The sequence below is a fragment of the Pseudomonas sp. LBUM1660 genome, from assembly GCF_059695935.1.
In genome coordinates, this window is sequence record NZ_CP166795.1 from 4,925,938 (window position 1) to 4,937,786 (window position 11,849).

Genomic DNA, 11,849 nt, shown 5'->3' on the forward strand with positions numbered 1-11,849 from the left:
GAAGATCGGCAAAGTCTAGGCGTTCACATCCCGCCCCGGCCAGTAACTTGTCATTCAATCAGCTCTGGTTACGCAACGTGCACTACATAGTTATGTCGTTTCACCCCGAGAGGCTGCTAGCATCGGACGGACATCGAATCCCGAACAGGCCACATCAAGGTTGCCCATGCTCGAGACCACAGCACTGCCAAGGAAAGCGACGCTGCCCCCGCCACTGGACACGCGGTATCAAGTCGAAACGCCCGAAGGCATCGACTTGCCACTGCGCCCAGCCGGGTTGATGGTTCGTGCGCTGGCCTTCTCCATCGACCTCGGGTTACGCGGGCTGATACTCGGCGTGCTGTTTATCGTGTTGGCGTTTCTCGGAAAACTCGGCGCCGGGCTGGGCTCGATCCTGTTGTTCGGAGTGAGCTGGTGGTACATGGTGCTGTTCGAGGTGCTGAATCAAGGCCGTTCGCCGGGCAAACAATGGATGGGGTTGCGCGTGGTACATGACGACGGCACCCCGATCGGATGGTCCGCCTCGCTGTTGCGTAACCTGTTGCGATTCGTCGACCTGTTGCCGTTTGGCTACTTCCTCGGGGCCATCAGTTGCCTGCAACACCCCTCCTTCAAACGCCTCGGTGACCTGGCCGCCGGCACGCTGGTCATCTACCGCGAACAACCGTTGACCCGACCGCAACTGCCCGACGTCCAGCCTCGGCGCCCGACCTTTGCCCTGACGCTACCCGAGCAACGCGCCGTCCTCGGGTTTGCCGAGCGCCAAGGCGACCTTTCCGAGGCGCGGACCCATGAACTCGCGTCCATCCTTGCCCAACCTTTGCAGGTTCCCACGCCACGCGCCGTGGCGGAACTTAACGCCATCGCTCGTGGTTTGTTGGGGCCCGCATGAAGCAAAGCCTTTTCGAAAATCGCCACAAGGCCGAATGGGCGCGGTTTTCCGTGATGCTCGAACAGCTGGAGCGCGGCAAGGAAGCGTCCGGCATTGCCGGTTTCCCGAAAGACTATCGACGGCTCTGCCAACAACTGGCACTGGCTCAGGAACGCGGCTACAGCAGTTTCCTGATTGACTCCTTGCAGCAACAGGTGCTGCGCGGGCATCAACAGCTTTACCGACATCGCAGTCGACTGGGCGCCAACATTCTGAGCTTTATCCTTGCCGGATTTCCGCGGTTGGTGCGCGAACAATGGCGCTTTGTGCTCGCCGCCGGCCTGATGTTTTTTGGCAGCCTGATTGGCTTCGCGCTGCTGGTGTATCTGTTCCCGGACCTGGTCTACAACCTGATCCCGGCCGAGCAGGTCAATGAGATGCAAAGCATGTACGACCCGGTCGCCGGCCATTTGGGCCGCTCGGCGGAACGCGCCGCCAGTGAAGACTGGGTGATGTTCGGTTACTACATCATGCACAACATCGGCATTGCCTTTCAGACCTTTGCCAGCGGTTTGCTGTTTGGTCTGGGCAGCGCGTTTTTCCTGCTGTTCAATGGTTTGATGATCGGTGCGGTGGCCGGACACCTGACGCACATCGGTTTCGGGCAGACCTTCTGGTCGTTCGTGATCGGTCATGGCGCGTTCGAGCTGAGCGCCATTGCCCTGGCCGGTGCCGCCGGCTTGCAGCTAGGCTGGGCGTTGATCGCACCGGGACGCCTGCCCCGTGCCGAAGCGTTGCGACTGGCGGCGCGCAAAAGCGTGTTGCTGATCTGTGGCGTCATGTTGTTTCTGCTGATTGCCGCGTTTATCGAAGCCTACTGGTCGTCGATGACCGCGCCGGCACCCACGACCAAATACCTGGTCGGCGCGGCGCTGTGGTTGTTGGTGGCGACTTACTTGCTGTTTGCCGGACGGACCCGCCATGCGCCTGAGTGACGCCACGGTCGTGATCCGCCCGCGCACCTCTTGGGAAGCCATGGACCTGGGCGTGCTGCTGAGCCAGCGCCACCGACGGTTGCTGATGACCAGTTGGGCCATCATCACCTTGCCGATCTTCGCGCTGCTCAGCTTTTTCCTGTGGGATTCACCCTCCCTCGCCGTGTTCATCTTCTGGTGGTTGAAACCGGCGTTCGAGCGCTTGCCGTTGTACATCCTGTCCAAAGCCATGTTCGGCGAAACGCCCACGTTGAAACAGGCATTGCGCCAATGGCCGCGCCTGCTCAAGCCACAACTGTTGGCCAGCCTGACCTGGCGACGATTGAGCCTGAGCCGCAGTTTTCTGATGCCGGTGGTGCAACTCGAAGGCCTGGAGGGTGATGAACGACAACAGCGCTTGCGGGTGCTGCTGCAGCGCAACGCCGGCGCCGCGCAGTGGTTGACGATCATTGGCGTGCACCTGGAAAGTGCGCTGTGGATTGGCCTGATGGTGCTGTTCTATATGTTCCTGCCACAGCAGGTTGAACTCGAATGGAGCTGGCAGACCTTGATCGCCGTGGCCACCCAGGATTGGCGCTGGCTGGAACACCTGACCAATTTCTTTTACGTGCTGGTGCTGATTGTCTGGGAACCGATCTACGTGGCCTGCGGTTTCAGCCTCTATCTGAATCGGCGCACGGTGCTGGAAGCCTGGGACATCGAACTGGTGTTCCGCCGATTGCGCCAACGCCTCAACACCACGGCGGTCACGCTGCTGCTCGCGGCGATAATGCTGGTGCCGAGCACGCAAAACGTCTGGGCCGCCGAGCCGGTCATTACCCCGGACAGCCCACGTCTGCTGGAGCAACCACTGACCAGCCAGGCCTCCAGAGACAGCATCAAATCAATCCTCGATCAGCCCCCGTTCAAGAACAAGGAAACGGTGACCCGCTACCGATTTGGCGAAGATAAACCCGACACCAAAACCCCGGACGGCGGGAAAACACCTGAATGGCTGAAGGCGTTGGCCGGTCTGCTCGACAGCCAGCGTTTCGGCTTTATAGCCAACCTGATTGAAGTGCTGCTCTGGGCCGCCGTAATGAGCGCCATCGGTTTGCTGATCTGGCGTTACCGCGACTGGTTGCAGGCATTCGTCAGCCGTCGGCCGGTGTTGAACCGAAGAGCCGAGCGTCCGTTACCGCAACAAGCATTCGGCCTGGACCTGAGCCGCGAAACCCTGCCCGCCGACATTGCCGCCAGCGCCGAAACTCTCTGGCAAACCAACCCGCGCGCGGCCCTCGGATTGCTCTATCGCGCCCTGCTCAGCCATTTGTTGCACGATCACAACATGGCGCTGAAACCCGCCGACACCGAAGGCGAGGTGCTGCAACGCGTCGAGCAACTGCACCAACCGGCCTTGCTCGCCTTCAGCAAAACCTTGACCGGGCACTGGCAGAACATGGCCTACGGACATCGCCTGCCACCCGCGCATTTGCAACAGGAACTGTGTGACGGCTGGCGAACCTTGTTCGGCCCGGGAGCCGCCCGTTGAGCCGGCGCTGGTGGCTTTCGGTCGGCGTGTTCATCACCGTGCTGGTGGGCGCGCTGAGTGTTTATCTGTACCTGAAGGCCACGCCCTATCAGGCCGAAATCGATCACGGCCCGACACCCGAAGCCCTGGCCAATCCCTATCTGGCCGCCGAGCATTTCCTGCGCAAACAAGGCCTGACCGTCGGCCATGCCAACAGCCTCGACGTGCTGCCCACCCTCGATCCGCGTCAGCACAGCCTGCTGTTGCTCGGCGACCGCTACAACATGACCCCACGCCAGATCGACCAAGTGATGAACTGGACCCGGGCCGGCGGGCGCCTGTTGTTTGTCGCCCAGTCGCTGTGGGATGAAAAGACCGGCCAGAGCAATGACCTGCTGCTCGATCGTGTGCAGGTGCATCAGTCGCTGAGCAAAGACCTCAAGGAGCCGCCGCCGGACATCCTTGACGACCCGTTCCCCAAACTGACCAAGCTGTATCTGGAAGACGAGAACGCGCCGGCCTACGCCAGTTTCGATACCGCGTTCCATCTCGAAGACCCGAGAAACCTCGCGCAAGCCTGGGCCAACAGTGGCAAGGCCACGCACATGATGCAGCTGAACCACGGGCTCGGTTCGATCACCGTGGTCACCGACGCCGACCTGTGGAAAACCCCCGCCATCGACCAATACGACAACGCCTGGCTGCTCTGGTACCTGACCGCCGACACGAGCGTGACCTTGCTGTTCAACACCGATCACGACAGTCTGCTGACCTTGCTGCTGCGCAACTTCCCGCAGGCGTTGGTCGCCCTCATCGCCCTGATCGGTCTTGCGCTATGGCATGTCGGAGTGCGCCAGGGTCCGATGCTGGCACCGGCGTCGAAAGGGCGCCGGCAACTTCAGGAACACCTGCGTGCCAGCGCCGACTTCATGTTGCGCCGCAACGGGCAGCAGCACCTGCTGCAAGCCTTGCAACAAGACATCCTGCGGCGCGTGCGGCGCCGTCATCCCGGTTTCGAACAACTCGGCGTCGCCGAACAATGGCTGGTGCTCGCGCGCCTGACCGGCCAACCCACACGCGCCATCAGCCAGGCAATGAGCCCGCGACCGAAACAGCGGCTGTCCAGCGCTGATTTCAGCCGTCAGGTCGCCCACCTGCAAACTTTGAGGAACACGCTATGAGTCAACAGATCGAGCCTGGCAGCGCGACCCACGCCGCCCAGCAACGCCAGCGCGCCAGTCAGTTGGCCCAGGCTGTGCGCAATGAGCTGCAAAAAGCCGTGATCGGCCAGAACAGCGTGATCGACGACGTCCTCACCGCACTGATTGCCGGTGGTCATGTGTTGCTCGAAGGTGTGCCGGGCTTGGGTAAAACGCTGCTGGTGCGTGCCCTCGCCCGCTGCTTTGGCGGCGAGTTCGCGCGCATCCAGTTCACCCCGGACCTGATGCCCAGCGACGTTACCGGGCACGCGGTCTACGACCTGAACACCGAGCAGTTCAAACTGCGCAAAGGTCCGATATTCACAAACTTGCTGTTGGCTGACGAGATCAACCGTGCGCCGGCGAAAACCCAGGCCGCGTTGCTTGAAGCCATGCAGGAACGCCAGGTCACCCTGGAAGGCCGCGCCTTGCCCATCGTGCAACCGTTCATGGTGCTCGCCACGCAAAACCCGATCGAACAGGAAGGCACGTATCCACTGCCCGAAGCCGAGCTCGACCGCTTCATGCTCAAGGTGCGCATGGACTACCCCGACGCCGAGCAAGAGCTGGACATGGTCCGTCAGGTCAGCCGCTCGACCCGTGCCGACATGCTCGACGTGCAACCGCTGCGCACCGTGTTGCAAGCCAAGGACGTGCTGGCCTTGCAGCGCATCGCCAGCGACCTGCCGCTGGACGATCAGGTCCTCGATTACGCCGTGCGCCTGGCCCGCACCACCCGCACCTGGCCGGGCCTGACCCTCGGCGCCGGGCCACGCGCCTCCATTGCCCTGGTGCGTTGCGCCCGCGCCCGCGCACTGCTGCGTGGCGGCGACTTCGTGATACCTGATGACATCAAAGGCTGCGCCCTGGCGGTGCTGCGCCATCGTGTACGGATCGCCCCCGAGTTCGACATCGAAGGGCTGGACGTCGATCAGGTGCTCAAGCAGTTGCTTGACCAAGTACCGGCGCCACGGCTGTGATTACATCCCTGCCCAACACAAACCCTGTGGCGAGGGAGCTTGCTCCCGCTCGGCTGCGCAGCAGTCGCAAATCAGAAAGGCACGTTTTATCTGACACTCTGCGCTGGATGGTTTTGGGGCTGCTGCGCAACCCAGCGGGACGATGCGGCGTTCCGACAAGCTCCCTCGCCACAGAAAGCTCTTTTGCCACAAAAGGTGTGCGCTGATGAAACCGTCACGCCTGTTGCTGATCTGGCTCGCCGTGCTGCTGGCCATCGGCATCGTGCTGGGCGCGTTGCAGGCACTGGAATTCGACGTCCCCTCGAGCCTGTCGTCGATCAACTGGGGATTGCTGCTGGCACTGCTGGTCCTGGCCATTCTCGACGCCATTCGCCTCAAACGTCTGCCCTCACCGCGCCTCCAACGCCAGATGCCCGGCAGCCTGGCGCTCGGTCGATGGAGCGAAGTGCGGCTGGAGGTCGAGCATGACTTTGCTCAATCCCTGAACATCCAGATCTTCGACCATGTTCCGGAAGGCCTGAGCTTCGAAAACCTGCCGCTTTCGGTGGAACTGCAACCCGGCCAGCAGAGCCAGGTCGGCTATCGATTGCGCCCCATCAAGCGCGGCCACTTCACCTTCGAACACTGCGAAATCAACCTGCCGAGCCCCTTGGGCTTATGGTCCGACAAACGCCTGCTTAACGTGACCGACAGCACTCGCGTCTACCCCGACTTCGCCCGTCTCTACGGCGGTGAACTGCTGGCGGTGGATAACTGGCTCAGCCAACTTGGCGTGCGCCAGCGCCAACGTCGTGGCCTGGGCCTGGAATTCCATCAACTGCGCGAATTCCGTGAAGGCGACAGCCTGCGCCAGATCGACTGGAAGGCCACCGCCCGCCAACGCACACCCATCGCCCGCGAGTATCAGGATGAGCGCGACCAGCAGATCATCTTCATGCTCGATTGCGGCCGACGGATGCGCAGCCAGGACGGTGAACTGGCCCATTTCGATCACGCACTCAATGCCTGTCTGTTGCTCAGCTACATCGCCCTGCGCCAAGGCGATGCAGTGGGCCTAACCACCTTTGCCAGTGATCGAGCGCATTACCTCGCCCCGGTCAAAGGCACGGGCCAGCTCAACGTATTGCTCAACACCGTCTACGACCTCGACAGCACCCAACGCCCCGCCGACTACCAGGCTGCCGCCACGCAGCTACTGGCCCGACAGAAACGCCGTGCGCTGGTGGTGCTGGTCACCAACCTGCGCGACGAAGACGACGAAGAACTGCTGACCGCCGTCAAACGCCTGAGCAAACTGCATCGGGTGCTGGTGGCGAGTCTGCGCGAGGACTTGCTCGACGGTTTGCGCCACGCACCGGTGCAAACCTTGCCGGAGGCGCTGACCTATTGCGGGACGGTGGATTACTTGAATGACCGGGCGCAACTCCATGAGCAGTTGAGTGCTCATGGAGTGCCGGTGGTGGATGCCCGGCCCTCAGAGTTGGGGGCCGAGTTGGTGACGCGGTATTTGGGGTGGAAGAAAGAAGGCGCTATGTAATAGCGATAATCGTAAAAGAAGCCATTTCTTAGCGATAAAAAAGGTGGCGATGTCGGGCCTCAGCAATGCAGCAAAGCTGAAGTAAGTACTTTCAATGAAAATCCGAAATACCAAATAGCTAGCAAGGAATAAATCATGGACGATAAATATCTATTCGCGTCAGTGCTAATCAAGATCAACCAGAACCAACTAGCGTTGGGTGCGGCTATAGATGAGCTCACTATCTGGGCTGAGAAGCAAGGTGCGATCAATGTCGCAGGCCACATAAGAGATGCACTAGAAACACTGGATCAAAATCAAGAGTTTATCTCGTTGGCTCTTCTCTCTGTGTCAACTGACTTCAAAGGAGAATAGGTGTTCGAGTTTTGTAGTCCCTTTGCCCGAAGCGAAGAGTGATGCAGTGGAGAGACTCGCTTTGCTGTGGCCAATGGGCATGGGCATGGTCATGCCCATGCCCATGCCCATGCCGACACTCACCCTGGTCCTACACGTATATACAAGAAACCGTACAACGGCTACATAATCAGTTGCTTCTGCCTACAACCTGCGGTGCCCCCGACTGACTTCGGGCGAGAGTCACCCCGATTAAGGTTCTCCTATCGCTACTCATCAGCGATCCAACAAGGAGTTAACCCAATGTCGAAGGCTACACCTGCCCCTTCCGAGCCTACGCGCTCACCCTATGCCACTTTCGATCCAAAAAAACTTCATACCGCCGCCCAAAAAGCGCTGAACCACCATCTTGCTCAAAAAAACACCAAATCGTGCTTTGCTAACGAACGCACCACCGAGGAACGCGCCATGAAGATGTTCACCGTTGTCCCTGATGCCAACCCCGAAGCCTTGACCATCGAGACCTACGAAACATTCTCGACGGTCAGCATTCTGCTACTCGACCTGGCGGAAAGTCTGGAGGACAAGCCGCGGCATCTGGCGATGGCGATTTACCGGATGAGTGAGTTGGGGTTGATGCTGGTGGAGCGGTCGCTGGATAACGAGAAGGCGATCAAGGCGACGTAAAGTTCAGTCTTTTTATTTGTTGTCTGGGCTGACGCCATCGCGAGCAGGCTCGCTCCCACAGGGGATCTTCGGTGACCACAACATGCGTGGACAGCCGATATCCATGTAGGAGCGAGCCTGCTCGCGATGGCCATTGCAGATGCACCACAACACTCAGGCAGACGCCGGCATCGGCTGAAAACTGAAGTACTGCGTCAACGCCTCCACCAATTGCCCATACTCCGGCGGTGCCCGTTGCAGGCTGAACCCGGCGTCGTAATGGTGGGGGGTTTCGTCTTCGTGGCACCACAAACAACACGCCGTCAGGTCAATGACCTGCTGGCAACCGTCGCTGGCGGGGATTTTCAATCGCAGGTCAAAATCGACGCCCACCATCATGGGCAACTGGCTGATGAGCATCAGCCCGTCGGTGGACACATTGCCCAGAAAGCCGATGGGTTTGTCGGTGACGCTGTTGAACACTTTCAGAAAATACGGCAATTGATGCCGCTTGATCCGGCGGTCGGTAAACATGCGCAGTTGGCCCAGCAAGGCCCTTAAGCAGGGCCGCACTAATGCTTCGGAACGTGCCTGTTTTTGCTCTTTTTGAAAAAGCCTGGCGCGCTCTCCCCGTTCCCGGTGCGTCAGTCCATGAATCCGCTGACGCTTACGGCTGCCGGTTACAGGTATGACCTCGATCTAGAGACATGGCTCTAAAACCGATCCATTCGACTATAGCTCACCACCGCCGGGCGGCCAGCCTTTGCATGACAACGGCAATCAGAACTGCGTCGGGCGCACGGCTGCTGCTGCGCTGCGAGTCGGGTAATGGCCCAGGCTCTGCAAGGTTTCCAGACGGGCGCGGGCGCGGTATGCGTATTCGCTTTGCGGGTACGACGCCATGATGAACTGATAAGTCTGCGCCGCATCGATGAACAGCTTCTGCCGCTCCAGGCACTGGCCGCGCATCATCGACACTTCCGGCCACACATAAGGCCGCGCACGGCTGGAGCGCTCGACTTTCGACAATTCGAGCATCACCTGCTCGCAATTGCCACGGTCGTAAGCACTGTAGGCGAGGTTCAAATGGTGGTTCATCGACCAACGGGTGCAGCCCGTGACGCTGAGGACGCTGAGGGCAAGGGCGGCAATGGGCACGAATCGCATGGGGGATCTCCTGTCTTGAGCTCTGTATCGACCCGTGAGCAGAAATCTTCAGGAATGTTCGGTTAAAGATATAAACGAATAAGTAGTGCATATGAACAATGACTACAACTTCGGACCATAGTAGCCTCACTCAGCGCTTGAACTCAGGAGTCTTTGCATGTCCGTCCGTCGTACCAAAATCGTCGCTACCCTTGGCCCGGCCAGTAACTCGCCGGAAGTTCTCGAACAGCTGATTCTGGCTGGCCTGGACGTCGCCCGCCTGAACTTCTCCCACGGCACCCCCGACGAGCACAAGGCTCGCGCGAAGCTGGTGCGTGACCTCGCAGCCAAGCACGGCCGCTTCGTCGCCCTGCTGGGTGACCTGCAAGGCCCGAAAATCCGTATCGCCAAATTCGCCAACAAGAAGATCGAGCTGAAGATCGGTGATCAATTCACCTTTTCCACCAGCCATCCTCTGACCGAAGGCAACCAGCAAGTGGTCGGCATCGACTACCCGGACCTGGTCAAGGATTGCGGCGTCGGCGACGAGCTGCTGCTCGACGACGGTCGCGTGGTGATGCGCGTCGATACCGCCACCGCCACTGAACTGAACTGCACCGTGCTGATCGGCGGCCCACTGTCCGACCATAAAGGCATCAACCGTCGCGGCGGTGGCCTGACGGCGCCGGCCCTGACCGAGAAAGACAAGGCCGACATCAAGCTCGCCGCAGAAATGGAAGTCGACTACCTCGCGGTGTCCTTCCCGCGTGACGCCGCCGACATGGAATACGCCCGTCAACTGCGCGACGAAGCCGGCGGCACCGCCTGGCTGGTGGCGAAGATCGAACGCGCCGAAGCCGTGGCCGATGACGAAACCCTCGATGCGCTGATCCAGGCCTCCGACGCGGTGATGGTTGCCCGTGGTGACCTGGGTGTGGAAATCGGCGACGCCGAGCTGGTGGGCATTCAGAAGAAGATCATTCTGCACGCACGCCGCCACAACAAGGCTGTGATCGTGGCGACCCAGATGATGGAGTCGATGATCCAGAACCCGATGCCGACCCGTGCCGAAGTGTCCGACGTGGCCAACGCCGTGCTCGACTACACCGACGCCGTGATGCTCTCGGCAGAAAGTGCTGCCGGTCTGTACCCACTGGAAGCGGTGCAAGCGATGGCGCGCATCTGCGTCGGCGCTGAAAAGCATCCGACCAGCAAGACTTCCAGCCACCGCATCGGCAAGGTCTTCGAAAGCTGCGACCAGAGCATCGCCCTGGCTGCCATGTACACCGCCAACCACTTCCCGGGCGTTAAAGCGATCATCGCCTTGACCGAGAGTGGCTACACGCCGTTGATCATGTCGCGCATCCGTTCTTCGGTGCCGATCTACGCGTTCTCCCCGCACCGCGAAACCCAGGCCCGCGCAGCCATGTTCCGTGGCGTCTACACCGTACCGTTCGACCCGGCATCGCTGCCGCCTGAGCAAGTCAGCCAGGCCGCGATCGACGAGTTGCTCAAACGCGGCGTCGTGGAGAAAGGCGACTGGGTCATCCTGACCAAGGGCGACAGCTACCACACCATCGGCGGCACCAACGGGATGAAAATCCTGCACGTTGGCGACAAGATGGTCTGATTGACCGGTTGCTGAAAAACAAAAGCCCCGTCATGTGAATGGCGGGGCTTTTTGGTTTTTGATCCGGAAGATGTGTCGCCTGGATGGGCCTCTTCGCGGGCAAGTCGAATCGTCGCACCGCTCGCTCAGGTTATGTGAGCGCCGAAAATCCACCGTAGGAGCGAGGCTTGCCCGCGAAGGCGTCAGTCCAGTCACCGCATTATTCAATGCCGTTTGATAAAGGCCGACAACGCCGCCATCGCCTCCGGCGAACGCAACCTTTGGGTGAACAACGCGCCCTCCTCTTCGATCACTTTGCGCAGCAATTCCCGGTCCGGCGCTTTCATCAATTGCTTGCTGATGCGCACCGCGTCCGGTGGCAATGACTCAAACCGCAACGCCATCTCCCGCGCCTTGGTCAAGGCCGCTTCACCACTGCCCAACGCTTCGGTGGCGATGCCCCACTCCGCGGCCTGTTCACCGCTGAACCCTTCGCCGAGCAGCAGCAACTCCGCCGCTTTTGCGTGCCCGAGCAATCGCGGCAGGATCAGGCTGGAACCAAACTCAGGACACAACCCGAGGTTCACGAACGGCATCCGCAGCCGCGCATCACGGCTGACATACACCAGATCGCAATGCAGCAACATCGTCGTGCCGATCCCCACTGCAGCGCCCGCCACGGCGGCGATCACCGGTTTGCGGCACTCTAGCAAGTTGACCATGAAGTGAAACACCGGGCTGTCGAGGTTGCTCGGCGGTTGCTGGATGAAATCGGCGATGTCGTTGCCGGCGGTGAAGCACTCGGCGCTGCCGGTGATCAGCACGGCGTTGATTTCGGGGTCGGTGTCGGCCAGCTTCAGGGCGTCAGCCAAGTGGCTGTACATGGCGCGGGTCAGGGCGTTTTTCTTGTCGGGGCGGTTCAGGCGCAGGGTCAGCAGGCCGCGTTCGCGTTCAAGCTGGATGGCATCGGTCATGGCGAGTCTCGCGTCGTTAAACGATCAGC

At 60.5% G+C, this 11,849-nt stretch carries 12 protein-coding genes; 9 read left to right on the forward strand and 3 right to left on the reverse strand.

Going from position 1 to position 11,849, the window contains the following annotated elements; genetic code table 11:
• Positions 1-166: 166 nt before the first annotated feature.
• From ACA068_RS22880 to ACA068_RS22915, 8 genes are all read left to right on the forward strand, one after another.
• Positions 167-892, forward strand: a complete 726-nt coding sequence (locus ACA068_RS22880) for an RDD family protein (protein ID WP_497304982.1) — start codon at positions 167-169, stop codon at positions 890-892.
• Positions 889-1,866: a stage II sporulation protein M gene (locus ACA068_RS22885; RefSeq protein ID WP_497304983.1), complete on the forward strand. Its 978-nt coding sequence runs from the start codon at positions 889-891 to the stop codon at positions 1,864-1,866. The genes ACA068_RS22880 and ACA068_RS22885 overlap by 4 nt, the downstream gene beginning before the upstream one ends.
• Positions 1,853-3,397, forward strand: coding sequence for a DUF4129 domain-containing protein (locus ACA068_RS22890; protein WP_497304985.1), 1,545 nt, complete (start codon positions 1,853-1,855; stop codon positions 3,395-3,397). The genes ACA068_RS22885 and ACA068_RS22890 overlap by 14 nt, the downstream gene beginning before the upstream one ends.
• Positions 3,394-4,557, forward strand: a complete 1,164-nt coding sequence (locus ACA068_RS22895) for a DUF4350 domain-containing protein (protein ID WP_497304986.1) — start codon at positions 3,394-3,396, stop codon at positions 4,555-4,557. Before ACA068_RS22890 ends, ACA068_RS22895 begins: the two co-directional genes overlap by 4 nt.
• Positions 4,554-5,555 carry an AAA family ATPase gene (locus ACA068_RS22900; RefSeq protein WP_219095516.1) on the forward strand — a complete coding sequence of 334 codons (1,002 nt, stop codon included), beginning with the start codon at positions 4,554-4,556 and terminating at the stop codon, positions 5,553-5,555. Before ACA068_RS22895 ends, ACA068_RS22900 begins: the two co-directional genes overlap by 4 nt.
• Before the next feature lie 205 nt (positions 5,556-5,760).
• Positions 5,761-7,092 (forward strand): DUF58 domain-containing protein, encoded by a 1,332-nt coding sequence (locus tag ACA068_RS22905; protein ID WP_497304987.1) that lies wholly within the window; start codon positions 5,761-5,763, stop codon positions 7,090-7,092.
• A 135-nt stretch (positions 7,093-7,227) separates the two neighbouring features.
• On the forward strand, positions 7,228-7,446 hold the full coding sequence (locus tag ACA068_RS22910) for a hypothetical protein (protein ID WP_497304989.1): 219 nt from the start codon (positions 7,228-7,230) through the stop codon (positions 7,444-7,446).
• A 282-nt stretch (positions 7,447-7,728) separates the two neighbouring features.
• Positions 7,729-8,112 carry a DUF6124 family protein gene (locus ACA068_RS22915; RefSeq protein ID WP_497304990.1) on the forward strand — a complete coding sequence of 128 codons (384 nt, stop codon included), beginning with the start codon at positions 7,729-7,731 and terminating at the stop codon, positions 8,110-8,112.
• Positions 8,113-8,265: 153 nt separating this feature from the next.
• Here ACA068_RS22915 and ACA068_RS22920 read toward each other — a convergent pair whose 3' ends face one another.
• Positions 8,266-8,625, reverse strand: a complete 360-nt coding sequence (locus ACA068_RS22920; RefSeq protein WP_497304992.1) for a PilZ domain-containing protein — start codon at positions 8,623-8,625, stop codon at positions 8,266-8,268.
• Between the two features lie 246 nt (positions 8,626-8,871).
• On the reverse strand, positions 8,872-9,258 hold the full coding sequence (locus ACA068_RS22925) for a tetratricopeptide repeat protein (protein ID WP_403100402.1): 387 nt from the start codon (positions 9,256-9,258) through the stop codon (positions 8,872-8,874).
• A gap of 157 nt (positions 9,259-9,415) precedes the next feature.
• Here ACA068_RS22925 and pyk point away from each other — a divergent pair, with 157 nt between their 5' ends.
• Positions 9,416-10,867 (forward strand): pyruvate kinase, encoded by a 1,452-nt coding sequence (pyk, locus tag ACA068_RS22930; RefSeq protein WP_140667576.1) that lies wholly within the window; start codon positions 9,416-9,418, stop codon positions 10,865-10,867.
• A gap of 203 nt (positions 10,868-11,070) precedes the next feature.
• Here the strand turns inward: pyk and ACA068_RS22935 are convergent, their stop codons facing one another.
• Positions 11,071-11,820, reverse strand: coding sequence for an enoyl-CoA hydratase-related protein (locus ACA068_RS22935; protein ID WP_497304994.1), 750 nt, complete (start codon positions 11,818-11,820; stop codon positions 11,071-11,073).
• Positions 11,821-11,849 lie beyond the last annotated feature (29 nt).

Coding starts and splice junctions, on each gene's coding strand:
- ACA068_RS22880 (WP_497304982.1), top strand. CDS start 167: ATGCTCGAGACCACAGCACTGCCAAGGAAAGCGACGCTGCCCCCGCCA.
- ACA068_RS22885 (WP_497304983.1), top strand. CDS start 889: ATGAAGCAAAGCCTTTTCGAAAATCGCCACAAGGCCGAATGGGCGCGG.
- ACA068_RS22890 (WP_497304985.1), top strand. CDS start 1,853: ATGCGCCTGAGTGACGCCACGGTCGTGATCCGCCCGCGCACCTCTTGG.
- ACA068_RS22900 (WP_219095516.1), top strand. CDS start 4,554: ATGAGTCAACAGATCGAGCCTGGCAGCGCGACCCACGCCGCCCAGCAA.
- ACA068_RS22905 (WP_497304987.1), top strand. CDS start 5,761: ATGAAACCGTCACGCCTGTTGCTGATCTGGCTCGCCGTGCTGCTGGCC.
- ACA068_RS22910 (WP_497304989.1), top strand. CDS start 7,228: ATGGACGATAAATATCTATTCGCGTCAGTGCTAATCAAGATCAACCAG.
- ACA068_RS22915 (WP_497304990.1), top strand. CDS start 7,729: ATGTCGAAGGCTACACCTGCCCCTTCCGAGCCTACGCGCTCACCCTAT.
- ACA068_RS22920 (WP_497304992.1), bottom strand. CDS start 8,625: ATGTTTACCGACCGCCGGATCAAGCGGCATCAATTGCCGTATTTTCTG.
- ACA068_RS22925 (WP_403100402.1), bottom strand. CDS start 9,258: ATGCGATTCGTGCCCATTGCCGCCCTTGCCCTCAGCGTCCTCAGCGTC.
- pyk (WP_140667576.1), top strand. CDS start 9,416: ATGTCCGTCCGTCGTACCAAAATCGTCGCTACCCTTGGCCCGGCCAGT.
- ACA068_RS22935 (WP_497304994.1), bottom strand. CDS start 11,820: ATGACCGATGCCATCCAGCTTGAACGCGAACGCGGCCTGCTGACCCTG.